Below are 26072 nucleotides of genomic sequence, written 5' to 3' on the forward strand. Positions count from 1 at the left end.
CCGCGGCCGGGGGCTCACATCTGGGCGGCGCGCTCCGCGAAGATCCGCATGGCCTTGGCGGTGACCGGGCCGGGGGCGCCGGGCAGGTCGCGGCCGTCGACCCGGTGGACGGCCTGGACGTCGCGCAGGGTGGAGGTCAGGAAGATCTCCTCCGCGCTCCGCAGGACGTCCATCGGCAGGTCGGTCTCCTGGGCACCGGTCCACTCCACGGTGAGGGCGCGGGTGATGCCGGCGAGGCAGCCGGAGGCGAGCGGCGGGGTGTGGAGCTGCCCGTCGAGGACGACGAAGACGTTGGAGCCGGTGCCCTCGCAGAGCTGTCCGACGGTATTGGCGAACAGCGCCTCGGAGGCGCCCTGCGCGTGCGCCTGGGCGAGGGCGACGACGTTCTCGGCGTACGAGGTGGTCTTCAGGCCCGTGAGCGCGCCGCGCTCGTTGCGGGTGAAGGGGACCGTGATCACGGCCGTGGTGTCGGGCCGGTGCTTGGCCTCGCCGAGGGCGACGATCAGGGTGGGCCCGGTGTCGCCGCGCTCGGAGCCGAGCGGGGACAGGCCCCCGGTGTAGGTGATGCGCAGCCGCCCGAGCGGCATGGGGTTGGCCTCCACGACCGCGGCGCAGGCGCGGCGCACCTCGTCGAGGTCCGGATCGGGCAGGCCGAGGCCGCGGGCGGAGCGGGTGAGCCGGTCGAGGTGCGGCTCGAGCGCGAACAGACGGCCGTCCTCCGCCTTGACCGTCTCGAAGATCCCGTCGCCCACGGTCAGGCCGTGGTCCAGCACGGAGATCCGGGCGGTGTCCGCGTCGCGCAGCCCGCCGTCGACCCACAGCTTCATTGTCCGATGGTCCTTCCACTCGCCTCGTACGTCCCCGACGCTACCGCGAGCAGCCGCGACGCCTTGAGTTCGGTCTCGGCCCACTCGCGCTCCGGGTCGGAGCCCCAGGTGATGCCGGCGCCGGTGCCGAAGCGCAGCACGGCGGCGCCGTCCGCGCGGTCGATCCAGAAGGTGCGTATGCCGACGGCGAGCTCTCCGGTGCGGCGGTCGGCGTCGACCCAGCCGATGCCGCCGCAGTACGGACCCCGGGGCGCGGTCTCCAGCGCCTCGATGATCCTCAGGGCGCTGGACTTGGGGGCGCCGGTGACGGAGCCGGGCGGGAAGGTGGCCTCCAGCAGCTCCGTCCAGCCCGCTCGCGGGGCGAGCTCGCCGCGCACGGTGGAGACGAGGTGGACGAGTCCGGGGTGCGCCTCGACGGCGCAGAGCGCGGGGACGGTCACCGATCCGGTGGCGCAGACGCGGCCCAGGTCGTTGCGGACCAGGTCGACGATCATCACGTTCTCGGCGTGGTCCTTGTCGAGCAGGTCCTCGGGCGTGCGGCCGGTGCCCTTGATCGGGCCGGATTCCACGGTGCGGCCGTCGCGCCGCAGGTAGAGCTCGGGGGACGCGGTGGCGATCTCCACGCCGTGGGCGGGCAGGCGAATCGTTCCGGCGTACGGGGCGGGGTTGCCGCGCGCGAGGAGCGCGGTGAGCGCGTCGACGTCGGCGGCGGCGTCCGGCAGGGGCGCGGAGAGCACCCGGCAGAGGTTGGCCTGGTAGACCTCGCCCGCCGCGATGTGCTCCCGGATCCTGCGGACGCCCGCGGTGTACGCGGCGCGGTCGAGCGACGACGTCCAGTCGCCGGTGGCGGGTCCACGCCAGGCGCCGGGGACGGGCGCGGGAACGGGGGCCGTACGGACGTCACCGAAGCGGGCGCAGGTCAGACGGCCTTCGAAGTCGGCGCTGACCGCCCAGAAGCCGGTCGAGTCGAGGGCCTCGGGATCACTGGTGACGTCCCGCAGGTCGGTGGCGAGGAGGCCGCCGAAGCGGGCCAGAGGAGCGAGGTGGTGCACGCTTGCGAGTCTATGGCGGGGGCCGGTGGGACGGCGCCGGGCGAGGTCAGCGCAGCACGCTGGGCAAACGCGTTTTTGTACTGGCCCGGGAATCCGCTAGAGTTCAACACGTCGCCGGGACGCGAAAGCGAAACGGAAACGACAAGCGGACGTGGCTCAGTTGGTAGAGCATCACCTTGCCAAGGTGAGGGTCGCGAGTTCGAATCTCGTCGTCCGCTCGAAGTGGGGGATCTTCCCGACCCCCTGCACTCCGGGTGGAGTGGCCGAGAGGCGAGGCAACGGCCTGCAAAGCCGTCTACACGGGTTCAAATCCCGTCTCCACCTCCAAGGACGATTAGCTCAGCGGGAGAGCGCTTCCCTGACACGGAAGAGGTCACTGGTTCAATCCCAGTATCGTCCACTGGATCTTCGGATCCCCCGCGCGATTAGCTCAGCGGGAGAGCGCTTCCCTGACACGGAAGAGGTCACTGGTTCAATCCCAGTATCGCGCACGCAGTGCCCATGATCTTGATCGTCTTCATTGTTCGGATCATGGTCCCGAGGACGATTAGCTCAGCGGGAGAGCGCTTCCCTGACACGGAAGAGGTCACTGGTTCAATCCCAGTATCGTCCACACCGTCCGGAGCCCCGGTCGCATCACGCGGCCGGGGCTCCGTGCTGTTCCCCCGCTCAGGAGGAGAAGAGCAGCCGGCCGAAGCCGCGGTGGTGGCTGCCGTGGTGCCCGTGGTGGCCGTGGTGCGGCGCACCCCAGGCGGGGGCGGCCGGAGCCGGGTAGCCCTGCGGGGCCGGCGGCGCGGGCGGGGCCTGCTGCACCCACTGGGCCTCCAGACGGGTCAGCGCCTCCAGCTCGCCGTAGTCGAGGAAGATCCCCCGGCAGCCGCTGCACTGCTCGATCTGGACGCCGTTGCGGTTGTACGTGTGCATGGGCGCGTGGCACTTGGGACACTGCATGGTTCGGCTCAACTCCTCGCCGTACGGATGGTGTCCTCACCCTACGACGTGGGGCCGGGGTCCAACTCGGGCGGGAGTGTCGCAATTCGGGTACAGGCGTCGACGACGCCGAGCTCGACGTCGTCCAGGTCCCGGTGCTCGGCGCGGGACTTGGCGACCGCGAGGGCGGCGGTCTGCACCGTCAGCGCGCGGGCCGGGACGTCGAGCCGGGGCCACGGGTCGCCGTCCGCGGGGACCGCCGGGCCCCCTGCCGCGCGGTACGCGCCGAGGAACCGCGCCCACACGTCGGGCGCCAGCAGGCCGGCCGCGTACCAGGCCGCCGGGCGGGCCAGGTCCCAGGCGGGGTCGCCGAGACCGAGGTCGTCCACGTCGATGAGGAGCCACGGGCCGGTGGCGGCCGGGTGGCGGACGAGCTGGCCGAGGTGGAGGTCGCCGTGGCAGAGCGCCGCCGGACCGGGTGACGGGGCTTCGTCGCGGGCCCAGGCGGGCAGCCGCGTCCAGGCCGCCAGGACGGGGGCCGCGGCCGGATGCGGCCCCGCCGCCCGCATACGTGCCACGGCGCGGGCCGCCTTGGCCGGACCGCGCATGGGGGGCAGGGGGCCGGGGAGGTCGGCGGGCAGGACCGCGTGGAGTCTGGCCAGCAGCGTCGCCGCCTCCTCCCAGGGTGCGGCGTCCGGGTCGGCGGGGTCGACGGGTGTGCCGTACGGCCAGGCCGTCACGGGGCGGCCCCGCACCTCCGCGGCGCTCACCGGCAGGGGCGGCAGCAGGATGCCCGACAGAAGGGGATGCGCGGCGACCGCGAGGCGCGCGCGGTGCGCGGCCTCCTCGGTGTCGGGCGCGTGCGCCTTGGCGACGGCGTGCCCGTGCCGTACGACGGTTCCGTCCGCGCGGTCGGCCAGCACGGCGGGCGCGCTCCGCCCACACGCGGGGCACCCCGCGCGCGCCGGGCCCTGGGGATGCGCGGCACGCCGCGCGACCCCCGCGAGCTCCTGGACGAGTACCTTCCCGGTCTCCATACGCCGACCCTACGGCCCGGGAAAAGCTCGGTGGCCGGCAGCTCCCCAGCTGCCGGCCACCCACAGGGCCTGTCTTTCGCATCAGGCCCCAGCCGTCCGCCGCACCCCCGTCCCCACGGGGTTGTTGGCCGGATGTCCCCGACCCGGGCCGCTCTCCCGGATCCGGGGCGCCGCTCAGCGCCCCAGCATCACGCCCACGGACGACGCCTGTGTGAGCACCGCGTCCCAGCCGCCGAAGGCGACCACCAGCAGTGCCGCCAGGGGAAGAACCATCATCGTCGCCACCAACGGGTGGCGCCTGCCGGACGGGCGGTCGCCGAACGAGGCGTAGGCCTTCCGTCCCTGCGCGCGGACCAGCGTCCGCGGTGCCGTGTCCGCCATGGTTCCTCTCCTGTCGATCTGGCAGCGGCGGGCGTCCGATCTCGGGGGACGAGTACCGCACCCGCCGCTTGAGCTCAACATTAGGGACGCGGCCGGTCGGAGGCGTCATGCCCGCGTACCGATTGCCAGGCCTCCCGGAGGATGAGCCGTGGGCCCGGCGCGTACTCCCCTGGGTGGAGACGCGGTCCCGGGGGTGGGGGACATCCCCGAGGGGTGACGGGGACGCGCGACGGGTTCGCGGGAGGTGGGGGCGCGGGGGTCGCGGGAGGTGGGGGCGCGGGGTCGCGGGAGGTGGGGGCGCGGGGTGATGTCGATCACCCCGCTCGGCGGTGCACCGGGTCGTTTCCGCGCCGTGCCCCAACTCCCCCTCGCCCGGCGGGTCGTGGGACCCGCGGCCGCCGGAAGCCCGTAGCCCTGCCGCCTTCTGACCCCTCCTCAATCCGTCCGCGAGGGCGCGGCCTATGAGCACACCGGGGCGCGGGTACGTAAGCTGTGCCCGTCAAACGGATAACCGCGGCTGCGGGGTGGGGAGCTCCCCACCGTAGGTAGGGGACGGACATGGCGATGATGCGGCTCCGGCGCGAGGATCCGCGTGTCGTCGGCTCGTTCCGGCTGCACCGGCGGCTGGGCGCCGGCGGCATGGGGGTCGTGTACCTGGGCTCCGACCGGCGTGGACAGCGGGTGGCCCTGAAGGTGATCCGGCCGGATCTCGCCGAGGACCAGGAGTTCAGGTCGCGCTTCGCCCGCGAGGTGTCGGCCGCGCGGCGCATTCGCGGTGGATGCACGGCGCGGCTCGTGGCGGCCGACCTGGAGGCGGACCGCCCGTGGTTCGCCACCCAGTACGTGCCGGGTCCGTCCCTGCACGACAAGGTCGCCGAGGAGGGGCCGCTGTCGGCGGCCGACGTGGCCGCCATCGGCGCCGCGCTCTCCGAGGGGCTGGTGGCCGTCCACGAGGCCGGGGTGGTCCACCGGGACCTCAAGCCGTCGAACATCCTGCTGTCCCCCAAGGGCCCCCGGATCATCGACTTCGGCATCGCCTGGGCGACCGGCGCCTCCACGCTCACCCACGTCGGTACGGCGGTCGGCTCCCCCGGCTTCCTCGCCCCCGAACAGGTGCGGGGCGCGGCCGTCACGCCCGCCACGGACGTGTTCTCGCTGGGCGCGACCCTGGCGTACGCGGCGATGGCCGACTCGCCGTTCGGGCACGGCAGTTCCGAGGTCATGCTCTACCGGGTGGTGCACGAGGAGCCGCAGCTGCGCGGCGTGCCGGACGCGCTGGCCCCCCTCGTACGGGCCTGCCTGGCGAAGGACCCGGAGGAGCGGCCCAGCACGCTGCAGCTGTCCATGCGGCTCAAGGAGATCGCCGCGCGCGAGGCACAGGGCCTGTCGGAGAGGCCGCTCGCGCAGCGACCGGTGGGGCGGTCCCTGGACGAGCGGCCCACGGACCGGCCCACCGAGCGGTACACGGAACGCAACGGGGAGCGGGGCCCCGCGCGGGACACGGAACGCAACACCGGCCGCAACACGGGGGGGCGTACGACCCAGGGGCGCGGCGCGCCGCGTACGCCCGCACCGCACCCCTCACGCGGGGGCGCGCGGACCGGAGGCGGGCGCCCCGGGACCCGGCCCACGGGCTCCCGGCCCGGCGTACGGACGTCGCCCGGCGGGCGACGGCCCGCGAACCCGCGGCTCCTGCGCCAGCGGATCGTCGTCTTCGTCGTCGTGACGCTGATCGTGCTGCTGGGGATCGCGGCCGCGCAGGGCCTTCAGGGGTAGCAGGGCTGCAGGAGTGGGCGCTCAGGATTCGGGGCGGCCGGTGGCCACCGCGTAGAACGCGACCGCGGCCGCCGCACCCACGTTCAGCGAGTCCACCCCGTGCGCCATGGGGATGCGGACCCACTCGTCGGCCGCGCGCAGCGCCTTCGCCGACAGGCCCTCGCCCTCGGCACCCAGCATCAGCGCCACCCGCTCCATGCGGTGCGGGGCCACCTCGTCGATCGCCGCCGCCTTCTCGTGCGGCGTCAGCGCGAGCAGGCGGAAGCCCGCCTCCCGTACCGTCTCCAGTCCCTGGGGCCAGGACTCGAGGCGGGCGTACGGCACGGAGAACACCGCGCCCATGGAGACCTTCACCGAGCGGCGGTACAGCGGGTCGGCGCAGTCCGGCGACAGCAGCACCGCGTCCATGCCGAGCGCGGCGGCGCTCCGGAATATGGCCCCAATATTCGTATGATCATTTACGCCTTCCATCACGACGACGCGGCGCGTGCCGGCGAGCAGCTCGTCCGCCGCCGGCAGCGGCTTGCGCTGCATCGAGGCGAGCGCGCCGCGGTGCACGTGGTAGCCGGTCACCCGCTCGGCGAGGTCCGGGCTCACCACGTACACCGGCGCCTCGGCCTCCTCGATGACGTCCCGCATGACGTCGACCCACTTCGCCGACAGCAGCATCGACCGCATCGCGTAACCGGCCTGGGCGGCCCGCCGGATGACCTTCTCGCCCTCGGCGATGAACAGCCCCTCGGCCGGCTCGCGCCTGCGGCGCAGCTCGACGTCGGTCAGGCCCGTGTAGTCGTGCAGCCGGGGGTCGTCGGGGTCGGCGAGGGTGAGGAGTTCCGCCACGGGGTGCTGCCTTGTCGTCGTCGGAGCGAGTCGAGTGTGGTCGCGGTCGCGTGTGGTCGCGTGTAGGGGGAGCGTTACGCGGACGGCTGCGCCGCGGGGCGCTTGTGCGGGCCCTCGTGGACGACGTCGCCGATGACGATGACCGCCGGCGGGCGTACGTCCTCCGCCTTGACCTTCTCCGCCACCGTCGCGAGCGTCGCGTCCACGCGCCGCTGCGTGGCCGTCGTGCCCTCCTGGATCAGCGCCAGCGGCGTCTCCGGGGCCTTGCCGTACGCGACCAGCGCCTGCGCGATGGCGCCGATCTTGTCCACGCCCATGAGGATCACCAGGGTGCCGCGCAGCTTCGCGAGGGACTCCCAGTCCACGAGCGAACGCGGGTCGTCGGGCGCGACGTGGCCGCTGACCACGGTGAACTCGTGCGCCACGCCGCGGTGCGTCACCGGGATGCCCGCCGCGCCCGGCACGCTGATCGAGCTGGAGATGCCCGGCACGACCGTGCACGCGATGCCCGCCTCCGCGAGCGCCTGCGCCTCCTCCATGCCCCGGCCGAAGACGAACGGGTCGCCGCCCTTGAGGCGGACCACGGACTTGCCCGCCTTCGCGTGCTCGATCAGCGCGTTGTTGATCGCCTCCTGGGCCATGAAGCGGCCGTACGGGATCTTCGCGGCGTCGATCACCTCGACGTGCGGCGGCAGCTCGTCGAGCAGGTCACGCGGGCCCAGGCGGTCCGCGATGACGACGTCCGCCTCCGCGAGCAGGCGGCGGCCGCGGACCGTGATCAGGTCCGGGTCGCCGGGGCCGCCGCCGACCAGGGCGACGAACGGCGTACGGGCGCGGTGGTGCGGCGCGCCGATGGAGCCGTCGCGCAGTCCCTCGAGGATCGCGTCCCGCACGGCGGCGGAGCGGCGCGGGTCGTGGCCCGTGAGGACCGCGACGGTGACGCCCTCGCCGCGGCCCGTCGCCGGGGTCCAGGCCGTGGCCGCATCGGCGTCGTCGGAGCGTACGCACCACACTCGGTGGCGCTCCGCCTCGGCGGAAGCGCGGGCGTTGGCCTCCGGGTCGGTGGACGCGACCAGCGCGTACCAGGCGTCGGCGAGGTCGCCGTCCTCGTAACGGCGCCTCACCCAGGTGATCTCGCCCGCCTCCGCCATGGCCTCGACGGACGGGGTCGCGGACGGCGAGACGAGGGTGATGTCGGCGCCCGCCGCGATGAGCGCGGGGAGACGGCGCTGGGCGACCTGGCCGCCGCCGATGACGACGACCCGGCGCCCGGAGAGGCGAAGTCCGACGGGGTAGGCGGGCTGCTCGGCGTACTCGACCATGAGGGTGCGGCTCCTCGACGGGGGCGGTGGTGCGGTGTGCGGTCTGCGATGTGCTGTCTGCGAGGCCGCTGCGACGGTGAAGCGGCTGGTGGGGCAGGGGTGGCGCGGGAGGCGCGCGGCGGTGGGGCGCTTGCGACCACCTTACGGTGCGGGGCGCCGGGGTGGTCCGGGGGCTTTCGCCGTGGAGGGACCGTGTGGGGGGCGGGGGGTGGAGGTGGGGTGGGGTGGAGGTGGGGGTGGCTTGCGCCGGTGGGGGGGCTTATGGCCGGTGAGCGCTTGCGCCGGTGGGGCGCTTGCGGTGGTTGCCGCTTGCGGCGGGTGCGGGGCTTTTGGCCGGTGGGGCGGGGGCTGCGTGCGGTGGTTGCCGCTTGCGGCCAGGGCTCTTGCGCCGGTGGGGCGCTTGCGGTGGTTGCCGCTTGCGGCGGGTGGGCCCGGGCGGGGGCCGGGGTCTTCGGTGGGGGGTGCTCGGGCTCTCGTTCACCGCGCTTCGCGCGAGTTCAGTCGTTTTACGCCCGAGCACCCCCCACGCTCCGACCCCGTCCCCCTCACCCTCGTGGGCGGGACCTCCGGAGCGCGGAGTTACTTCTCCGTGACGCCCGCCGAGTCGAACGTCGCCACCTCGTGCATCGCGCGCGCCGCGCTCTGGACCACCGGGAGGGCCAGCAGCGCGCCCGTGCCCTCGCCGAGGCGGAGGTCCAGGTCGACCAGCGGGCGCAGGCCCAGCTTGTTGAGGGCCGCGACGTGGCCCGGCTCGGCGCTGCGGTGGCCCGCGATGCACGCCGCCAGGGCCTCGGGTGCGATGGCGCGGGCCACGAGCGCCGCGGCGCCCGCGCTGACGCCGTCCAGGATGACCGGCGTACGCAGCGACGCGCCGCCGAGGATGAAGCCGGCCAGCGCCGCGTGCTCCAGGCCGCCGATGGCCGCGAGGACGCCGATGGGGTCGGCCGCGTCCGGCTGGTGGAGCTCCAGGGCCCGGCGGACGACGTCCACCTTCCGGGCGTGCATCTCGTCGTTGATGCCCGTGCCGCGGCCGGTGACCTCCGCCGGGTCGACACCCGTGTAGACGGAGATCAGCGCGGCGGAGGAGGTGGTGTTCGCGATGCCCATCTCGCCGGTGAGCAGGCCCTTGTTGCCGGCCGCGACCAGGTCGCGGGCCGTCTCGATGCCCACCTCGATCGCGGCGAGCACCTCCTCGCGGGTGAGGGCGGGGCCGATGGTGAAGTCGGCCGTGCCGGGGCGCACCTTGCGGGGCAGCAGGCCCGGCGTGGCGGGCAGGTCGGCCGCGACGCCGACGTCGACGACGCAGACCTCCGCGCCCACCTGGTTGGCGAACGCGTTGCAGACCGCGCCGCCGCCGAGGAAGTTGGCCACCATCTGGGCCGTCACCTCCTGCGGCCAGGCGGTGACGCCCTGGGCGTGGACGCCGTGGTCACCCGCGAAGATCGCCACGGCGGCGGGCTCCGGGATCGGCGGCGGGCACATCCGGGACAGACCGGAGAGCTGGGCGGAGATGATCTCCAGCATGCCGAGCGCCCCGGCGGGCTTCGTCATGCGCTTCTGCCGCTCCCACGCCTCGCCGAGCGCCTTCGCGTCCAGCGGGCGGATGTTGGCGACGGTCTCCTGGAGCAGGTCGTGCGGCTCCTCGCCGGGCAGCGCGCGGCGGCCGTACGTCTCCTCGTGGACGACCCACGAGAGCGGGCGGCGCTTGGACCAGCCCGCCTGCATCAGCTCGGGCTCCTCGGGGAATTCGTCGACGTACCCCACGCAGAGGTACGCGACCACTTCGAGGTGCTCGGGCAGGCCGAGGGCGCGGACCATCTCGCGCTCGTCGAAGAAGCTGACCCAGCCGACGCCGAGGCCCTCGGCGCGGGCGGCGAGCCAGAGGTTCTCGACCGCGAGGGCCGAGGAGTACGGCGCCATCTGGGGCTGCGTGTGGCGGCCCAGCGTGTGGCGGCCGCCCCGGGTCGGGTCGGCGGTCACCACGATGTTGACCGGGGTGTCGAGGATCGCCTCGATCTTCAGTTCCTTGAACTGCTTGGCCCGGCCCTTGGGCAGCGACTTCGCGTACGCCTCGCGCTGGCGCTGGGCGAGCTCGTGCATCGTGCGCCGGGTCTCGGCGGAGCGGATGACGACGAAGTCCCACGGCTGCGAGTGGCCGACGGACGGTGCCGTGTGGGCTGCTTCGAGGACGCGGAGCAGGACCTCGTGCGGGATCGGGTCGCTGCGGAAGCCGTTGCGGATGTCGCGCCGCTCGCGCATCACGCGCAGGACCGCCTCGCGCTCGGCTTCGTCGTAGCCGGGGGCGGGCGGGGTGGCCGCTGTCGGGGCCGGGGCCTCTTCCGGCTGCGTGGCCGGGGCCGGGGCGGCGTCCGTGGCCGGGGCCGGAACCTCTTCCGGCTGCGTGGCCGGGGCTGCTGCCGGTGCCGGGGCGGCGTCCGTGGTGTCGGTGGCGACCGTGGTGGTGCTCGTGTCGGCCGCGGGCTCCTCGTCAGCGGGGGCCTCGACCGGCTGGGCCGGCTCGGGAGTTGCCTCCGCCTCGACGGGCTGGACCTGCTCGGGGGCTGCCTCCACCTCGACCGGCTGCTCCTCGGCGGCCGGCTCCTCGGTGGCGGGCTCGACGGCGGGCGGCTCCTCGACGGCCGGAGTCTCGGGCGCGGGGGCCTCGGCCGTCGGCTGCTCGATCACCTGGGGGGCCTCGGGGGCCGCGGGAGCCTCAGGCACCTCAACAACCTCGGGGGCTGCGGGAGCCTCAAGTACCTCGGGGGCCGCAGGGGCCTCGGGCGCCTCCGCCACCGGCGGAACCTGGGGCTCCTGCGGGGTGGCCTCCGCCTCGACGGGGGCCGCGGGGGCCGGGGTCTCCGCCGCGGGCTCCGGGGCGGCCACGCGCTGCGCCGGGACGGTCGCGACCGGCTCCGGGGCGGGCTCGGCGGCAGGCTCCGCGGCGGACGGCTCCACCGGCGCCTGCGGAACGACCGTTTCTGCTGGGACCGGAGCCTCCGGCTGGGGCTCCGTCGGCGCGGGCAGCGGCTGGACGGCCTCGACCGGCTGCGGGGACCACGGCTCCGCGCCCTGCGGCGGGATGTCGACCGCGAGCTGCGGACCGGGCTGGACCGGCGCGGGCTCCTCGTGGGCCACCTCGAAGTACTCGGGGCCGGTCGTCGCCGGGCCCGGGTTCTGTACCGGCACCGGCGCGGGCTCCGGCATCGGTTCCGGCGCCGGCGCCGGAACGGGAGCGGGAGCGGGAGCCGACGGAGCGGCGGCCGGGCCGCGGTCGGCGAGGGAGCGGACCACGCCGGAGGGCGCGTCGGTCACCGGCGGCCCCATGTGGAGCGGGCGCCGCGCGGGCGGCGGGCCCTGGACGGCCGGCGCCGGAGTCTGGGCGGGTTCGGGAGCGGGAGCGGGCGCGGCTTCCGCCAGCGGCATGCGTACGGCGCCGAGGTCGACCGACCCCGAGTCACGGCCGCCCGCCACGTGCGCGTCCGCCTCCTGGGCGGCCGGCTCGTACGCCGCCTGCGGCTGCTGCTCGGGGGCGGCCGGCTCGTACGCCGCCTGCGGCTGCTGCTCGGGGGCGGCCGGTGCGTACGCCTCGTACACGGGCTGCGGCTGCTCCGGAGCGATCGGTTCCGGGGCGGGCGCCTCCACCGGCTGCGGCGTCGGCTCCTGCGCCTGGTGCACCGGCATCGCTTGCGGCTGCGCCTGCGCCGGCATGGGCGGGGGCGCCACGGCGGCGGCCTGCGGGTCGCTGCCCCACGCGCCCTGGGCGCCCGGCATCAGCAGCAGGTCGTCGTCCTCGGCGGTGGTGTCGGAGGGGTCCAGGAAGGTGTACGCGTCCGGAGCGGGGATGCCCGGCTGCTCCACCATGCCCGGGCTCTCCGGCTGTCCCTCGCCCGGGACCTGGCCGGTGTCAGTCATGCGTACCCCTCGCCCATCGGTTGTGCTCCTTCAGACCTTCGCCCGCACTCATCGAAGAGAACGAGCGTGCGCGCCGCGCGGCACGAAGGCCCGCGGGACATCACGTATTGTCGCGGCCTTCGGCCGGGCATGGCAGCGGGTTCCGCCACCGTTGGCTGTGGACTGCGCCACGTCGCGCACCCCCCCGATTGCGCCATACCACAGAGGCCGCCCCAAAGAGGGCCCCTTTTCCGGACATTGGCGTACGTAGTGCCGAACGCCCGGCTGCGGTACAACAATCGGCCAGCCTACCTCCCGTGCCGTAGTGGCATGGTCACGGGGCCGGAGCCGGCCTGCTTCCGGCCAGCAGGAACACCACGGAGCGGTCGCGCTCCCGCCAGGCGGAGGTGTCGAGTTCGACGCTCTGGAGCAGTGCGCACTCGACCGCGTATCCGCCCTCCGTCAGGGCGGCGCCGATCGCCTCGGCCTCGTCCCTGGTGGTGGCGTGCGCCACGATCCGCTCGGGGCGGCGGTCGGCGCAGGCGGCGACGACCGGCACTCCCCCGCCCCCGACGCGTACGACGTCGGGCTCGGGCAGCCGTTCCAGGACGTGCGGGGCGCGGCCCGCGACGGTCTGGAGCTGGACGCCGAAGCGGCGTGCGGCGGCCTCGGTGCGGGCGCAGGCGTCGGGGTCGGCGTCGACGGCGATGACGGCGGCGCCGAAGCGGGCGGCCTCCACGGCGAGGGCGCCGGAGCCGCAGCCGATGTCCCAGACGAGGTCGCCGGGGCGGGGGCCGAGGCGGGCGAGCTGGGCGGCGCGCAGGTCCGCCGATTCGCCGCGGGAGGGTTCGCCGTCGTACGCGCCGGGCGGCAGGGCCCAGCCGCGTACGGGGCCGGGATCGCGGCCCATCAGCCAGGGTCCGGCGGGGGCGGGGGCGGCGGTGGCGCCGATGACGATGACGACGTTGGGGTCGCGCCAGGCGTGGTCGGCGGCCTTGTCGGAGGTGAGGACCGTGACCTGTTCGCGCTCGGTGCCGAGCTCCTCGCAGATGACGAAGGTGCGGTGCACGCCCTCGAGGAGCAGGGCCAGTTCGGCGGGGCCGGCGCCCGGGGAGGTGAGGACGGCGACCTTGGTGTGGGCGCGGCACACGTTGACGGCCCGGCGCAGCGTACGGCTGTGGGCGACCACGATCTGCGCGTCGTCCCAGGGCATGCCGGCCCGGGCGAAGGCGGCGGCGACGGAGGAGACGGCGGGCACCACTTCGACCTCCAGCCCGTGCTCGGGTGCGCGCAGGGTGCGGACGACGCCGAAGAAGCCCGGGTCGCCGTCGGCGAGGACGACGGCGGTGCCGCGGTGGCCGGCGATGCGGCGGGCGGCGAGGTCGACGCTGCCGAGGCGGATGCGCTCGGCGGTCGGCGGGACCTCGGGGAGCGCGAGGTGGTGGGCGGCTCCGGCCACCAGGGTGGCGGCCGACAGGGCGGACCGCGCGGCCGCGGTGAGGGGCGAGCCGTCCCAGCCGATCACCGTGACCCGGTCGGCCATCTTGGTCTGTCTCCTGGGGTGTTGATGCAGGTCGGGGGCAGGCTGAGGGTACCGCGCGGGACGGCGGTCAGTTCCAGTCGGTGTAGCCGCTGTAACCGGCGTCGGCGTGCTGGTCGTCGGCGCCTTCGAGGTCCTCGGGGAGCAGGCTCCAGACGATCAGGTCGGTGCGGATGTCGGCCCAGCCGCCGTCCTCCGTCCGGCTGCGGGCTATCCACGCGTTGCGGAGCACGCCTTCGCTGATGCAGCCGATCTTCTGGGCGACCTGCTGGGAGGCGGTGTTGCCGGCGGCGGTGCGCAGTTCGAGGCGTTCGAAGCGCCGGTCGCGGAAGAGCCACTGCGCGACGGCGAGGAGGGACTCGGTGGCGTAGCCCTCGCCGCGGGCCCAGGGGGCGGTGACGTAGGCGGCCTCGGTGGCGCGGGTGTGCCAGTTGGTGTTGCGGAGGTGGACGGAGCCGACGAGGCGCTGGGTGAGGAACTCGGTGACGGCGAGGACGATGCCGCGGCCTTCGGTGCGCTCGGCAGGAGCGATCCTGCCGACCCACTCCCGGGAGTGGGAGGTGGTGTACGGGTGGGGAACCGACGTCCAGGCGACGATCAGCTCGTCGTTCATCATCTCGGTGTGAGCCGGAATGTCCGATTCCTCGTAGGGGCGCAGCACCAGCCGTTCCGTGCTGATGGAGATGTCCGGAAAGGTGGATGTCATGCGCTGCTCCATGCCGAAGACCGTCCGTAAAACCGTTCGTAAAGCCATGAACGCACAGCATGCAGCATGGGGCACGCGATACGCATGGGCGGGTCGGTACGGCCGCGTCGTCACGTCACCGTGGTGACGCCGCAGGCCCCGCGTACCGGATGGGGTGCGCGGGGCCTGCGGGGTTCGGGGGTGTTACTTCACGGCGCCGAAGGCGGGGATGACCGCGCCGTTGCTGTAGGTGTCCTCGATGTACTTCTTCACCTCGGGCGAGTTCAGCAGCTTGACGAGCTTCTGGACCCGGGGGTCGTTCTCGTTGCCCTTCTTGACGGCGAGGAAGTTGGCGTACGGGTTGCCCTCGGGCTTCTCCAGCGCCAGGGCGTCCTTGGCCGGGTTGAGCTTGGCCTCGATGGCGTAGTTGCCGTTGATGACGGCGGCGTCGACGTCGTTCAGGGCGCGGGGCACGGTGGCGGCCTCCAGCTCCTTGAACTCCAGGCCCTTCTTGTCCTTGATGTCGGAGAGCTTGGCGTCGGCGCCGACGCCGTCCTTGAGGGTGATGACACCGTGGTCGGCGAGGAGCTTGAGCGCGCGGCCCTCGTTGGTGGTGTCGTTGGGGACGGCGACGGTCTGGCCGGGCTTGAGGTCCTTGAGGTCCTTGACCTTCTTGGAGTAGAAGCCGAGGGGCTCCAGGTGGACGTTGACCACCGGGACGATGTGCGTGCCGTTCTTCTTGTTGAAGTCGTCGAGGTACGGCTTGTGCTGGAAGTAGTTGGCGTCGACCTGGCCCTGTTCGGTGGCGGTGTTCGGCAGGACGTAGTCCGTGAACTCCTTCACCTCCAGCTTCAGGCCGGCCTTCTCGGCCAGGTTGTCCTTGACGAAGGTGAGGATGTCGGCGTGCGGCGTCGGGGACGCGGCGACGACGAGCGGCTTCGACGGGTCGGCCTTGCCGCCGTCGGCCTTGGCGCCCGGGTCGGAGGCCGTGCCGCAGGCGGTGAGGCCGAGGGCGAGGGCGGTGATGCCGGCGAAGGCGGTGGTGAGCTTCAGGTTCTTGATGTTCTTACGCACGAAAAGTGCCTCTTTCTGGTGGTGCGGACAACGCCCGGACAAGGAGTGCGGGCTGTGTGGGGGAGGAAGTCAGGAGGCGGTACGTCCCCGGCGGGCGAGGAGCCGTACGGCGAGGTCGCCGATGAGCTGGACGACGGTCACGATGACGATCAGCAGCACCACGGTGACGAGCATGAACTCGGTCTCGAAGCGCTGGTAGCCGTAGGTGATGACCTTGGAGCCGAGTCCCTCGCCGCCGACCGCGCCGGCCAGCGCCGAGTAGCTGATCAGCGTGATGACCGTGGTGGTGAGGGCGGCGATCAGGGACGGCAGGGCCTGCGGGAGCAGCACCTTCCGCACGATCGTCGGGATGGAGCCGCCCATGGACTGGACGGCTTCGACCAGTCCGTGGTCGACCTCGCGGATCGCCGTCTCGACGAGGCGCGCGAAGAAGGGGATGGCGCCGATGGAGAGCGGCACGATCATGGCGCTCGGGCCGATGAAGGTGCCGACCACGAAGGTCGTGAAGGGGATCAGCGCGACGAGCAGGATGATGAACGGCAGCGAGCGGCCGACGTTCACGATCGCGCCGATGACCTTGTTCACCGGCCGGTTCTGCAGCAGTCCGCCCTTGTCGGTGAGGACGAGGAGGACGCCGAGCGGCAGACCGCCGATGACGGTGACGACGGTGGACCACAGCACCATGTAGAGCGTGTCGATGGTGCCCTGTTCCAGCAGGGGCCGCATCTCTTCCCAGGTCACTTCGTGGCCTCCTTGACCAGCAGCGGCTCTTCGGTGGCGGCGGTGGCACCGGTCGCCTCGTCGTCGATGACGTCGACCTGGAGGCCCTGCTCGCGCAGGAAGCCGACGGGCACGACGTTGTCCTCGTAACGGCCGGGCAGCTCGATGCGCATGCGTCCGATCTGCCTGCCGCCGACGGTGTCCATGGCGGCGCCGAGGATCGAGATGTCGACGTTGTACGTGCGCGACAGCTGGGAGATCACCGGCTGGGTGGCGGCCTCGCCGTGGAAGGTGACGTCGAGGACCGTGCGGTCCGGGCCGGTGGCGGTGCCGGTGACCGGGAAGAGCTCGTGGGCGAGCTCGGAGCCGGGGGTGGCGAGCAGCTCGGCGACCGTGCCGGACTCGACGATCCGGCCCTTCTTCATCAGGGCGGCCGAGTCGCAGATCTGCTTGACGACGTCCATCTCGTGCGTGATGAGGAGGACGGTCAGGCCGAGCTGGCGGTTGAGGTCGCGCAGCAGCTGGAGGATGGAGCGGGTGGTCTCCGGGTCCAGCGCGCTGGTCGCCTCGTCGGAGAGCAGCACCTTCGGGTTGCCGGCGAGCGCGCGGGCGATGCCGACGCGCTGCTTCTGGCCGCCGGAGAGCTGGCCGGGGTACGCCTTGGCCTTGTCGGCGAGGCCGACGAGGTCGAGGAGTTCGCGCGCACGGCGGGAGCGCTCGGCGCCGTGGACGCCGAGGATCTCCAGGGGCAGCTCGATGTTGTCCTGGACGGTGCGCGAGGACAGCAGGTTGAAGTGCTGGAAGACCATGCCGATGCGGCTGCGCGCGCGGCGCAGTTCCTTGCCGGCGCGGCGGCCCCGGCCGGCGAGCGCGGTCAGGTCGGTGCCGTCGACCGTCACGGTGCCGGAGGTGGGGCGCTCCAGGAGGTTGACGCAGCGGATGAGGGAGGACTTGCCGGCGCCGCTCTGTCCGATGACGCCGAAGACCTCGCCCTCGCGGACGTGGAGGTCGACGCCGTCCAGAGCGGTGACCTGGCGGCCTCTCGTCTCGTAGACCTTGGTCAGGCCCGAGGTGGTGATCACAGGGGTTTCCGTCACTGTCGAGTGCGCGGCGCGGAGTCCGCCGGGCACGGGGCATTCGTCACACGGGTCGTTCGTCGTTCCGACACGCGGCACGGCCGGTTCGGCGGTGGCCGGGGGGTGGCACGTGCGCGGGGCGGGCGGCGCGGTCCGGCGGTCGCGGTCTTCGTTCCGCTGGCGTACGGGCGCGGCGGCCGGCTCGGCTGTCGGTCTCGCTTCGGGGCGCGAGGCTCACGCGGGGGCCCTCAGAAGGCGCACATTCGACACATACAACGAGCACCGGGCGTCATCATCGCCTCGGTCGCAAGGGTGCGGCTGCTCGTCGTGGTCATGCGTGCCAGTAAAGCAGACACGTCTTCGGGGTTCGGGCGGCTGTCCGCATAGCGGACCGCTGCGTCACACCATGCGGACGCCGATATTCCGCACATCGGGGGGTGGCTGCACCTCCATGACCTGCGCGGATACGGCGGGACGACCGGCTCGGCGGCCGCGGCGGCGGCTCGCGCGCGGTGGCATGTTGTGGTCAAGACCACGGCTGCCGGGGTGGTGCACGGAGCGGGGTGCCGCCCCGGGGGCGGTCGCACCGGGCCTTTTGGGCCGTATTAGTCTCGGCGCATGCTCGACGCCCTGACGGTCGCGGTCTCCGTGGCCGCGCTCGCCCTCGCCGCCTGGTGCGGCTTCGCCGCCTACCGGGACCAGCCCACCAAGGACTGGCACTTCATCGGCATGGCGGTGGTGACGGTGCTGGCGCTCGCTCAGCTGGTCATCGGCGTCGTGCTGCTGGCGCGCGGCGAGAAGGCCGACGAGGGTACGGCCATCTTCGTGGCGTACCTGCTCGGCGCGTTCTGCGCGGTGCCGGCGGCCGGGTTCATGTCGCTGGCGGAGCGCACCCGCTGGGGGTCGGCGACCGTCGCGGCGGGCGCGGTCGTGCTGGCCGTGCTGGAAGTGCGCCTCTTCGACATCTGGGGGGCCTGACGTGGCGGCGGAGCGCAGGCTGGTCCAGGGGCCCGGCATGCTCGTGGTCTGGCTGTACGGGGTGATGTCGGTCGGCGCCGTGTCGCGGTCGGCGTACCAGATCGCGACCGAGTTCGACCGCGCGCCGCTGCCGTACACGCTGTCGGCCCTCGCGGCCGTGGTGTACGTCTTCATCACGTACACGCTGGTACGGGGCGGGGAGACGGCCCGCAGGGCGGCGCTGGTGTGCTGCGCCGCCGAGCTGGTGGGCGTGCTGGCCGTGGGGACCTGGTCACTGCTGGACCCGGGCGCGTTCCCGGACACCACGGTGTGGTCCCGGTACGGGTACGGCTACGTCTTCATCCCGGTACTGCTGCCGGTGACCGGGATCCTGTGGCTGCGGAAGGCGGCTACGCGGCCTTCTCCAGCGTGACCAGGGTGAGGCGCGGCCCGACCTGCCGGGTGGCGACCGCCTCGTACCCCTTCTTGCGGTAGAGGCGCAGATTGCCGTCGCTGCGGTGGCCGGTGAAGAGCTGGTAGCGCTTGGCGGCCGGGTCGGCGGCGAAGTGCTGCTCGATGGCGTCGAGGAGCCGGCTGCCGAGACCGTGGCGGCGCATGCGCGGGTGGACGATGAGCTTGGCGATGCGGGCCGTGCCGGTGGCGTCGACCTCGCCGCGTACGGAGGCGACGACCTCGCCGCCGAGCCGCGCCACGAGCGCGTGGCCGCGGGCGATCTCGGCCTTCAGGTCGTCGAGGGTCTGGGTGAGGGGCTCGATGGTGTAGTCGCCGTAGAGCTCGGCCTCGCTCTGGTAGCAGAGGTACTGCAGCTTGAGGATGTGCTCCGCGTCCTGCTCGTCCGCCGCTGAGATGGTCACGCTCATGCCCATGTGTGCATGCCTCCGGCTCACCTGATACGCCCTGTCGGTCTACCGCACCATTCCCCGATGGGCGGGAGCGGCAACCTCTGCCGGCAGCATTCTGCGCAGACATCCCAGGCAACGGGAACGCATCGGCCCTAGACTCCCCTGTGAGATACCCAACTCTCCTGCGATTTCGCGGTAGGTCGGGTCGTTTGGCGACAACATCGCAGCCAGCAGCCTCCGACAGTGGGCGGGCGCCCGATCGATGGCGCGCCGCAGGACGCGGCGCCGTTCGGCGGTGAGCGCGGCGCTCTCGGGCCCGGCGTCGTGCCCGGCGTCCGGGACCGGGAAGGGGAACGGGGGCGGTTCCTCGCCGCCGTACGGGTGCTCGCGCACGGCCGTACGGCGGGCGCGGCGGGCCTCGGCGCGCACGGCGCGGCGCAGCCAGTCGGCGGGGTCGTCCGGCACGCCGGCGGGCCGCCGGGAGGCGGAGCCGCCGCGGGGCCGGGAGGCGGGACTGGAACCGTGCCTGGAGGCCGGGCCGGAGCCGGGCGGGGAGGCGGGGCCGGAGCCGTCCAGCCGTTCCAGGAGGCGGAGCCACACGGCCTGTTCGAGGTCGTCCGGCTCGATGCCGGCGGCCGTGGCCTCGGCGTGGCACTCGGCGGCGAGGAGGGGCGCGAGGGCGCGGAGGGGTTCGGGGAGGTGGGCGGTGCCGGGGGTGCCGGTCGGTGTCGTCGTCATGCCGGGCATGACTCGGGCGGTCCGGGCGGCGGTTTCCACGCGCCGCCCAAACCGCCCGTGCGGGTGACCCCGGCGCCCGGCTCCCGGTCCTCGGCCCCCGGCCCCCGGCTCAGCGGGTGCGGGCGTCCGCCGCCGCCAGCAGGCCCGTGTCCGGGTGGTCGGTGAAGATGCCGTCGATCCCCGTGGCGAAGTAGGTCTCGTACGCGCCGAAGACGTCCCCGAAGGCCGCCGGATCCGTGCCGCGCCGGAAGTCGGCCGGCAGGAAGGTGTTCTCGTTGCGCAGCGTGTACGGGTGGACGAGCAGCTTCGCGGCGTGCGCGTCACGTACCAGGGTGGTCGGCTTGCCCAGCTTGCCGTTCTCGTCCTTCGGGATGACGAGGTCCAGCAGCGGGCCGATGCCCTGCGCGTACGCGGCGATCCCCTTCAGGCCCTCGGGCGTGATCAGGTCGGCGACCGTGCGGGGGTCGCCCGCCTCGCGGAAGTCCCACGGGCGGTCGTCCGGGGTCCACAGCAGCACGACGCGCGGCGTGGAGACGAGCTTCGCCATGCGCTCCATGCTGGTCGGCTCGAAGGACTGGAGGAAGGTCGGCGAGTCGGCGCCGTGGCGCCCGTACCGGCGCAGCAGCCGGGCGAGCCGCTCCTCGAGGCCGAGGCCGAGCTTGCGGAAGTAGGTCGGGTGCTTGGTCTCGACGTACAGCCACACCGGGTGGCCGCGTCGGCGGCCCTCCTTCTCGGCCCAGCGCAGCACCTCCTCGAAGGTGGGGACGGTCCAGCGCCCGTCGTACAGGGTGTTCTCCTGGCGGGTGGCCGGGATGCGCTCCTTGGCGCGCAGGGTCTTCAGCTCCGCGAGGGTGAAGTCCTCGGTGAACCAGCCGGTGAGGGTGGTCCCGTCGACGGTCTTCGTCGTCTTGCGGGAGGCGAACTCGGGGTGGTCGGCGACGTCCGTGGTGCCGGTGATGTCGTTCTCGTGGCGGCAGACCAGGTGGCCGTCCTTCGTCGGGACGAGGTCCTGTTCGATGACGTGCGCCCCCATGTCGAGGGCGAGCTGGTACGAGCCGAGGGTGTGCTCCGGCCGGTAGCCGCTGGCGCCGCGGTGCGCGATGACCGTGGGGACGGGCAGCCGCCGGTGCGGGGCGGGGGGCCTGGCCTGCGCCGTACCGGCGCTCCCCGCCGAGAGGACGGCGGCCGAGCCGACCACCGCCGCTCCGAGGACGGCTCGCCTGCGCGCACCCTGTGTCATGAAGGCTCCTTACGTACGTCAGCGTGATCGCCCTTTCGGGCGAGTGAGCGAGGCCCGATCGTAGGTACTTCGGCCTTACGTACGGGAGACCCCCGACGAACGTGTGGAAAACACAGGTCAACGTCGCGTATCGGGTACGTCAACCCGATGTGCGGTGCGGGGTGACCCGCGAGTATCGTCCTCACCCGCACATACTGGTCACATACCCGGTTGGCTTCTCGGCTACTTCGTCGGAGGACTCGTTGTCCCGCTTCGCCCTCATCAAGGCAGTGCTCGGCCCCGTCATGCGCCTGATGTTCCGCCCCCGGGTGGAGGGCGCGGAGAACATCCCCGGATCGGGACCGGTCATCCTCGCGGGCAACCACCTGACCTTCATCGACTCGATCGTCCTGCCGATCGTCTGCGACCGGCAGGTCTGCTTCATCGGCAAGGACGAGTACGTCACGGGCAAGGGGATCAAGGGCCGTCTGATGGCCTGGTTCTTCACGGGCGTCGGCATGATCCCGGTGGACCGCGACGGCGCCAACGGCGGCGTGGCCGCGCTGATGACGGGCCGCCGGGTGCTGGAGGAGGGCAGGGTCTTCGGCATCTACCCGGAGGGCACCCGCTCCCCCGACGGCCGGCTCTACCGGGGCCGCACGGGCATCGCGCGGCTGACGCTGATGACGGGCGCGCCGGTGGTGCCGTTCGCCATGATCGGCACGGACAAGCTCCAGCCGGGCGGCGCCGGGCTGCCGCGCCCCGGCCGGGTGACGGTGCGCTTCGGCGAGCCGATGGAGTTCTCGCGGTACGAGGGCATGGACCGCGACCGGTACGTGCTGCGGGCGGTGACGGACTCCGTGATGACGGAGGTCATGCGGCTGTCCGGTCAGGAGTACGTGGACATGTACGCGACGAAGGCGAAGGCGGCCTGACGGGCCGCCGCCGGCCGGCGGCCGGCGCGGCCGCCCGAAGCGTGCGAGGCGCCCCGGCGCCGAGCCCGCGAGGGCGGCGGACGAAGGCGAAGGCCGCGTAACCGACGGGTTCGCGCACGGCTGTATACGACGGAGGGCCGCACCCCCGGTGGGGTGCGGCCCTCCGTCATGGCGTCACGGGTGCTCGACGCCCTCCGCCAGCTTCTGGCCCCGCAGCAGGAACCACGCGGCGACCGCCGTCGCCAGCAGGACGACCGCGCCGACGCCCGCCGCGATGCGCAGGCCCTCGACGAAGGCGTCCTGCGCGGCCGTGACCAGCGCGGTGGCCGTGGCGTCCGGCAGGCCGGCGGACGCCTCCACCGCGCCGCCCAGCGACTGGTGCGCGGCCGCGGCGGTACCGGCGGGCACGCCGTCCGGTGTGGCGAAGTCGCTGTAGACGCCGGTCACGACGGAGCCGAGGAGCGCGATGCCGAGCGCCGCGCCGAGTTCGTACGCCGTCTCGGACACCGCCGAGGCCGCACCCGCCTGCTCCCGGGGGACGCTGGAGAGGATGACGTCGGCGGTGACGGTGAACGCGAAGCCCGCGCCCACGCCGACGACCAGCAGCGACGCGCCGAGCATGGGGTAGCCGGTGGACCGGTCGAGCAGCGTCAGCGCGGCGAGGGCCAGGCCCACGCCGGCGAGGCCGCCGGAGACGACGGACCGCACCGAGAAGCGGCGGGCGACGGTGCCCGCGATCAGACCCGCCGTCACGGCGCCGATCGCGGCGGGCAGTTCGGCGAGGCCCGCCTCCAGCGGGTGGCGGCCCTGCACCAGTTGCAGGAACTGGGAGAGGAAGAACACCAGTCCGGACAGGCCCAGAATGGTCAGCAGGTCGGCGAGGACGGCCCCGGAGAAGCCCCGGTGGTGGAAGAGCCGCATGTCCAGCACGGGAGCCTCCAGCCGGAGCTGGCGCCGCACGAACCAGGTGAGGGCACCCACGCCGATCACGGCGGCGACGGCCATGTCGAGGCGCAGGCCGTGCGCGGCCGCCTCCTTGACGGCGTAGACGACACCGATCATGCCGACGAGCGAGAGCGCGACGCTGAGCAGGTCCCAGGGACCAGGCGCCGGGTTCTTCGACTCGGGGATGAACTTGATGCCGACGACCACCAGCACCACCATGACGGGCAGGTTGATCAGGAAGACCGAGCCCCACCAGAAGTGCTCCAGCAGGAACCCGCCGACGACCGGCCCGACGGCCGCGCCGGCCGAGGCCATGGCGCCCCAGATGCCGATGGCGAGGCTGCGCTCGCGCGGGTCGTGGAAGAGGTTGCGGATGAGCGCCAGCGTGGACGGCATGAGGGTCGCGCCGGCGACGCCGAGCAGCGCGCGGGCGACGATCATCAGCTCGGGGGTGGTGGCGTACGCGTTGAGCACGGACACCGCGCCGAAGGCGGCGGCGCCGGTCAGCAGCAGCTTCTTGCGGCCGATGCGGTCGCCGAGGCTGCCCATCGAGACGAGGAGCCCGGCGATGACGAAGGAGTAGACGTCGCCGATCCACAGCAGCTGGGTGCCGGTGGGGCGCAGGTCCTCGCTGAGGAAGGGGGTGGCCAGGCCGAGGACGGTGGCGTCGACCGCGACGAGCAGCACGGCCAGGACGAGTACGGCGAGTGCCAGCCACCGCCCGGGGCGGCGTACAACCTCCGATCCCTTGGTGAGCTGTTCTGTACGGGTCATCTCTCCACGCTCCTGCGTGCTCCGCCGAGCAGCAACTCGGCGATCATGTACTGGAAGTCCTTGGCGGCGACCCGCCCGTCCTGCACGGCCCAGGCGCCGGTGCCGATGAGGCCGTAGAGCGCCTCGGTGAGCCAGGCGGGTGTGAGGTCGATCCGGAACTCGCCCTCCTCCTGACCGCGCCGGAACAGCGCGGCCACGCGGGCGTCGAGGCGGGCCCATCCCTCGTTCACCTGGTCGCCCTCGAAGAGCTGGTTCTCGGTGACGAGGAACGCGAGCAGTCCCGCGACGGGCTCCACCCCGGCGATGAGCCGGCGCAGCGCCGCCTCGGCGGGGCCGTCGTCGAGCCGGGCGCCGTCGAGGGCCGCCTCGAACTCCTGGATGCCGAGCGCCTCCAGCGCCCTCACCAGCGCGTCCCGCCCGGCGAAGTGCCGGTGGAGGGTGGCCCGGCCGATGCCTGCGGCGCGGGCGACCTCGTCCATGGTGGCGGTCGCCTTGCGGGAGAGGAGGGCGGCGGCGGTGCGCAGCACCTGCTCACGATCGACTGTCATGAGACAACCATAACCCAAGTGAGACATCAATGTCTCATTCGAAATTCGATCGACTCACGAGGAGGAGGACAGGATGCTGAGGCGCATGAAGCCACTGCTGCTGATCGACGTGGACGGTCCGCTCAATCCGGAGCACGGGAAGGAGCTGCTCGCCCTCGCGGAGGACTACGAGCTCGTCTGGGCCACGACGTGGAAGGGCGAGGCGAACGACTGGATAGGGCCGCACCTGGGCCTGCCCGAGCTGCCGTACATCGACTGGCCCCAGATGCACGGAAAGGCCCCTCGCGGGACCTTCTGGAAGACGCAGTACATCCTCGAGTACGCGGCGGGGCGGCCGTTCGCCTGGGTGGACGACGACATCACGGCGTACGACCGGGAGTACGTGGAGCGGGAACACCTCGCCGCCGCCCTGTTGCTGCACGTCGATCCCCGTATCGGACTGATACGGCCGGACTTCGACGCGCTCGCGGAGTGGGCGGCGGCGGTGTGACCTCGGCGTGGTGAGGACTAGTGCTTCGCGGTGGCCCAGGCGCGCTGGATCACCAGGTCGGCCTTGACCTCGGAGAGCTGGGTGGCGACGGCCGAGGGGGCCGTGCCGCCGCGGCCGTCGCGGGAGGCGAGGGCGCCGCGGACGTTGAGGACCGTACGGACCTCGGGGGTGAGGTGCTCGGAGATCTTGGCGAACTGCTCGTCGGTGAGCTGGTGCAGCTCGATGCCGTGCGCCTCGCACTCCTTGACGCACTCGCCCGCGACCTCGTGCGCCACGCGGAACGGCACGCCCCGCTTGACCAGCCACTCGGCGATGTCGGTCGCGAGGGAGAAGCCGGCCGGGGCCAGCTCCTCCATGCGCTCCCGGTTGACGGTGAGCGTGGCCATCATGCCGGTGAAGGCGGGGAGCAGGACCTCCAGCTGGTCGCAGGAGTCGAAGACCGGCTCCTTGTCCTCCTGGAGGTCGCGGTTGTAGGCGAGGGGCAGGGCCTTGAGGGTGGCCATGAGCCCGGTCAGGTTGCCGATCAGGCGGCCGGACTTGCCGCGCGCCAGCTCCGCGATGTCCGGGTTCTTCTTCTGCGGCATGATCGACGAGCCGGTGGAGAAGGCGTCGTGCAGGGTCACGAAGGAGAACTCCTTCGTGTTCCAGATGATGATCTCCTCGGCGATCCGGGAGAGGTTCACCCCGATCATCGCGGTGATGAAGGCGAACTCGGCGACGAAGTCGCGCGAGGCCGTGCCGTCGATGGAGTTGCCCGCGCTGCCGTTCTCGAAGCCCAGGTCCTTGGCGACCGCCTCCGGGTCGAGCCCGAGGGACGAGCCGGCGAGGGCGCCGGAGCCGTACGGGGAGACCGCCGTGCGCTTGTCCCACTGGCGCAGCCGCTCGGCGTCCCGGGAGAGGGACTGCACGTGCGCGAGGACGTGGTGGGCGAAGAGCACCGGCTGGGCGTGCTGCAGGTGCGTACGGCCCGGCATGGCGACGTCCGGGTGGGCCTCGGCGAGGCCGACGAGGGCGTCCTGGAGGTCGGCGAGCAGGCCGCCGATGATCCGGGCGTGGTCGCGCAGGTACATCCGGAAGAGCGTGGCGACCTGGTCGTTGCGGGACCGGCCGGCCCGCAGCTTGCCGCCGAGGTCCGGGCCGAGCCGCTCCAGCAGGCCGCGCTCCAGCGCGGTGTGGACGTCCTCGTCGGCGATGGTGCCCACGAAGGAGCCGTCCGCGACGTCCGCCTCCAGCTGGTCGAGGCCCGCCAGCATGCGCGTCAGCTCGTCCGCCGTGAGCAGCCCCGCCTTGTGGAGCACGCGCGCGTGGGCGCGCGAGCCGGCGATGTCGTACGGCGCGAGGCGCCAGTCGAAGTGCACGGACGCCGACAGCTTGGCCAGGGCCTCGGCGGGGCCGTCGGCGAAACGGCCACCCCAGAGCCGGACGTCACCGGTGTTGCTGCTCACTGCACTA

At 73.1% G+C, this 26072-nt stretch carries 24 protein-coding genes and 5 tRNA genes; 10 read left to right on the top strand and 19 right to left on the bottom strand.

Translation table 11 applies throughout. From position 1 onward, the window contains the following. Positions 1–14: 14 nt before the first annotated feature. The gene (locus tag AC07FJ_RS23540; RefSeq protein WP_479051302.1) at positions 15–827 is read right to left on the bottom strand and encodes an aminotransferase class IV; all 813 of its coding nucleotides are present in this window, start codon (positions 825–827) and stop codon (positions 15–17) included. After that, a complete protein-coding gene (locus tag AC07FJ_RS23545) occupies positions 824–1879 on the bottom strand; it encodes a chorismate-binding protein (RefSeq protein ID WP_479051303.1) in 1056 nt (351 codons plus the stop codon). The genes AC07FJ_RS23540 and AC07FJ_RS23545 overlap by 4 nt, the downstream gene beginning before the upstream one ends. 145 nt (positions 1880–2024) lie before the next feature. Between AC07FJ_RS23545 and AC07FJ_RS23550 the strand changes: the two genes are divergently transcribed. The 5 genes from AC07FJ_RS23550 to AC07FJ_RS23570 all read left to right on the top strand — a co-directional run bounded on the left by AC07FJ_RS23550 (position 2025) and on the right by AC07FJ_RS23570 (position 2492). Next, positions 2025–2097, top strand: a tRNA-Gly gene (locus AC07FJ_RS23550). Between the two features lie 35 nt (positions 2098–2132). Next, positions 2133–2206, top strand: a tRNA-Cys gene (locus tag AC07FJ_RS23555). Between the two features lies 1 nt (position 2207). Continuing rightward, positions 2208–2279, top strand: a tRNA-Val gene (locus AC07FJ_RS23560). 19 nt (positions 2280–2298) lie between these two features. Then, positions 2299–2370: transfer RNA gene (locus tag AC07FJ_RS23565), tRNA-Val, on the top strand. Between the two features lie 50 nt (positions 2371–2420). Continuing rightward, positions 2421–2492: transfer RNA gene (locus tag AC07FJ_RS23570), tRNA-Val, on the top strand. A 56-nt stretch (positions 2493–2548) separates the two neighbouring features. Here the strand turns inward: AC07FJ_RS23570 and AC07FJ_RS23575 are convergent. The 3 genes from AC07FJ_RS23575 to AC07FJ_RS23585 form a co-directional block, all read right to left on the bottom strand. Beyond that, the gene (locus AC07FJ_RS23575) at positions 2549–2830 is read right to left on the bottom strand and encodes a TFIIB-type zinc ribbon-containing protein (protein ID WP_361428910.1); all 282 of its coding nucleotides are present in this window, start codon (positions 2828–2830) and stop codon (positions 2549–2551) included. Positions 2831–2871: 41 nt separating this feature from the next. Further along, positions 2872–3846 carry a phosphotransferase family protein gene (locus AC07FJ_RS23580; RefSeq protein ID WP_479051304.1) on the bottom strand — a complete coding sequence of 325 codons (975 nt, stop codon included), beginning with the start codon at positions 3844–3846 and terminating at the stop codon, positions 2872–2874. A 174-nt stretch (positions 3847–4020) separates the two neighbouring features. Beyond that, positions 4021–4227, bottom strand: coding sequence for a hypothetical protein (locus AC07FJ_RS23585; RefSeq protein ID WP_361428914.1), 207 nt, complete (start codon positions 4225–4227; stop codon positions 4021–4023). A 558-nt stretch (positions 4228–4785) separates the two neighbouring features. Here AC07FJ_RS23585 and AC07FJ_RS23590 point away from each other — a divergent pair. Continuing rightward, positions 4786–6003, top strand: a complete 1218-nt coding sequence (locus AC07FJ_RS23590) for a serine/threonine-protein kinase (protein ID WP_479051305.1) — start codon at positions 4786–4788, stop codon at positions 6001–6003. Between the two features lie 21 nt (positions 6004–6024). Here the strand turns inward: AC07FJ_RS23590 and AC07FJ_RS23595 are convergent, their stop codons facing one another. The 8 genes from AC07FJ_RS23595 to AC07FJ_RS23630 form a co-directional block, all read right to left on the bottom strand. After that, positions 6025–6843 carry a TrmH family RNA methyltransferase gene (locus tag AC07FJ_RS23595; protein ID WP_479051306.1) on the bottom strand — a complete coding sequence of 273 codons (819 nt, stop codon included), beginning with the start codon at positions 6841–6843 and terminating at the stop codon, positions 6025–6027. Between the two features lie 74 nt (positions 6844–6917). Then, positions 6918–8165 carry a uroporphyrinogen-III C-methyltransferase gene (gene cobA, locus AC07FJ_RS23600; protein ID WP_479051307.1) on the bottom strand — a complete coding sequence of 416 codons (1248 nt, stop codon included), beginning with the start codon at positions 8163–8165 and terminating at the stop codon, positions 6918–6920. Positions 8166–8744: 579 nt separating this feature from the next. After that, positions 8745–12077: a nicotinate-nucleotide--dimethylbenzimidazole phosphoribosyltransferase gene (gene cobT, locus AC07FJ_RS23605; protein ID WP_479051308.1), complete on the bottom strand. Its 3333-nt coding sequence runs from the start codon at positions 12075–12077 to the stop codon at positions 8745–8747. Positions 12078–12390: 313 nt separating this feature from the next. Continuing rightward, entirely contained in the window at positions 12391–13599 is a 1209-nt protein-coding gene (cbiE, locus tag AC07FJ_RS23610) for a precorrin-6y C5,15-methyltransferase (decarboxylating) subunit CbiE (RefSeq protein ID WP_479051309.1), read from the bottom strand. A 67-nt stretch (positions 13600–13666) separates the two neighbouring features. After that, positions 13667–14302, bottom strand: coding sequence for a GNAT family N-acetyltransferase (locus tag AC07FJ_RS23615; RefSeq protein ID WP_479051310.1), 636 nt, complete (start codon positions 14300–14302; stop codon positions 13667–13669). Positions 14303–14485: 183 nt separating this feature from the next. After that, entirely contained in the window at positions 14486–15355 is an 870-nt protein-coding gene (locus AC07FJ_RS23620; RefSeq protein ID WP_479051311.1) for a MetQ/NlpA family ABC transporter substrate-binding protein, read from the bottom strand. Positions 15356–15424: 69 nt separating this feature from the next. Beyond that, entirely contained in the window at positions 15425–16096 is a 672-nt protein-coding gene (locus AC07FJ_RS23625; protein ID WP_361422419.1) for a methionine ABC transporter permease, read from the bottom strand. Next, positions 16093–17157, bottom strand: coding sequence for a methionine ABC transporter ATP-binding protein (locus AC07FJ_RS23630; protein ID WP_479051312.1), 1065 nt, complete (start codon positions 17155–17157; stop codon positions 16093–16095). The genes AC07FJ_RS23625 and AC07FJ_RS23630 overlap by 4 nt, the downstream gene beginning before the upstream one ends. 612 nt (positions 17158–17769) lie before the next feature. On the opposite strand from AC07FJ_RS23630, the gene AC07FJ_RS23635 reads away from it, so the two are divergent. Together AC07FJ_RS23635 and AC07FJ_RS23640 are read left to right on the top strand one after the other, a co-directional pair. Beyond that, positions 17770–18129 carry a hypothetical protein gene (locus AC07FJ_RS23635; protein ID WP_361422413.1) on the top strand — a complete coding sequence of 120 codons (360 nt, stop codon included), beginning with the start codon at positions 17770–17772 and terminating at the stop codon, positions 18127–18129. A gap of 37 nt (positions 18130–18166) precedes the next feature. Further along, entirely contained in the window at positions 18167–18541 is a 375-nt protein-coding gene (locus AC07FJ_RS23640; protein WP_468290168.1) for a hypothetical protein, read from the top strand. Here AC07FJ_RS23640 and AC07FJ_RS23645 read toward each other — a convergent pair. From AC07FJ_RS23645 to AC07FJ_RS23655, 3 genes are all read right to left on the bottom strand, one after another. Then, positions 18519–18995 carry a GNAT family N-acetyltransferase gene (locus AC07FJ_RS23645; protein ID WP_361422410.1) on the bottom strand — a complete coding sequence of 159 codons (477 nt, stop codon included), beginning with the start codon at positions 18993–18995 and terminating at the stop codon, positions 18519–18521. The two genes, AC07FJ_RS23640 and AC07FJ_RS23645, sit on opposite strands and share 23 nt — an antisense overlap. Positions 18996–19034: 39 nt before the next feature. Further along, positions 19035–19709, bottom strand: coding sequence for a sigma-70 family RNA polymerase sigma factor (locus AC07FJ_RS23650; RefSeq protein WP_479051313.1), 675 nt, complete (start codon positions 19707–19709; stop codon positions 19035–19037). Positions 19710–19818: 109 nt separating this feature from the next. Next, positions 19819–20949: a glycerophosphodiester phosphodiesterase gene (locus tag AC07FJ_RS23655; protein WP_479051314.1), complete on the bottom strand. Its 1131-nt coding sequence runs from the start codon at positions 20947–20949 to the stop codon at positions 19819–19821. A gap of 242 nt (positions 20950–21191) precedes the next feature. On the opposite strand from AC07FJ_RS23655, the gene AC07FJ_RS23660 reads away from it, so the two are divergent. Continuing rightward, the gene (locus AC07FJ_RS23660; protein ID WP_479051315.1) at positions 21192–21863 is read left to right on the top strand and encodes a lysophospholipid acyltransferase family protein; all 672 of its coding nucleotides are present in this window, start codon (positions 21192–21194) and stop codon (positions 21861–21863) included. A 174-nt stretch (positions 21864–22037) separates the two neighbouring features. On the opposite strand, the gene AC07FJ_RS23665 is transcribed toward AC07FJ_RS23660, so the two are convergent. Together AC07FJ_RS23665 and AC07FJ_RS23670 are read right to left on the bottom strand one after the other, a co-directional pair. Beyond that, on the bottom strand, positions 22038–23582 hold the full coding sequence (locus tag AC07FJ_RS23665) for an MFS transporter (protein WP_479051316.1): 1545 nt from the start codon (positions 23580–23582) through the stop codon (positions 22038–22040). Next, positions 23579–24130: a TetR/AcrR family transcriptional regulator gene (locus AC07FJ_RS23670; RefSeq protein WP_479051317.1), complete on the bottom strand. Its 552-nt coding sequence runs from the start codon at positions 24128–24130 to the stop codon at positions 23579–23581. The genes AC07FJ_RS23665 and AC07FJ_RS23670 overlap by 4 nt, the downstream gene beginning before the upstream one ends. Before the next feature lie 85 nt (positions 24131–24215). Between AC07FJ_RS23670 and AC07FJ_RS23675 the strand changes: the two genes are divergently transcribed. Next, entirely contained in the window at positions 24216–24620 is a 405-nt protein-coding gene (locus AC07FJ_RS23675) for an HAD domain-containing protein (protein WP_479051520.1), read from the top strand. A gap of 17 nt (positions 24621–24637) precedes the next feature. On the opposite strand, the gene argH is transcribed toward AC07FJ_RS23675, so the two are convergent. Next, positions 24638–26065 (bottom strand): argininosuccinate lyase, encoded by a 1428-nt coding sequence (gene argH, locus AC07FJ_RS23680; RefSeq protein WP_479051318.1) that lies wholly within the window; start codon positions 26063–26065, stop codon positions 24638–24640. Between the last annotated feature and the right edge of the window lie 7 nt (positions 26066–26072).

The sequence above is a fragment of the Streptomyces sp. NPDC045998 genome, assembly GCF_056430285.1.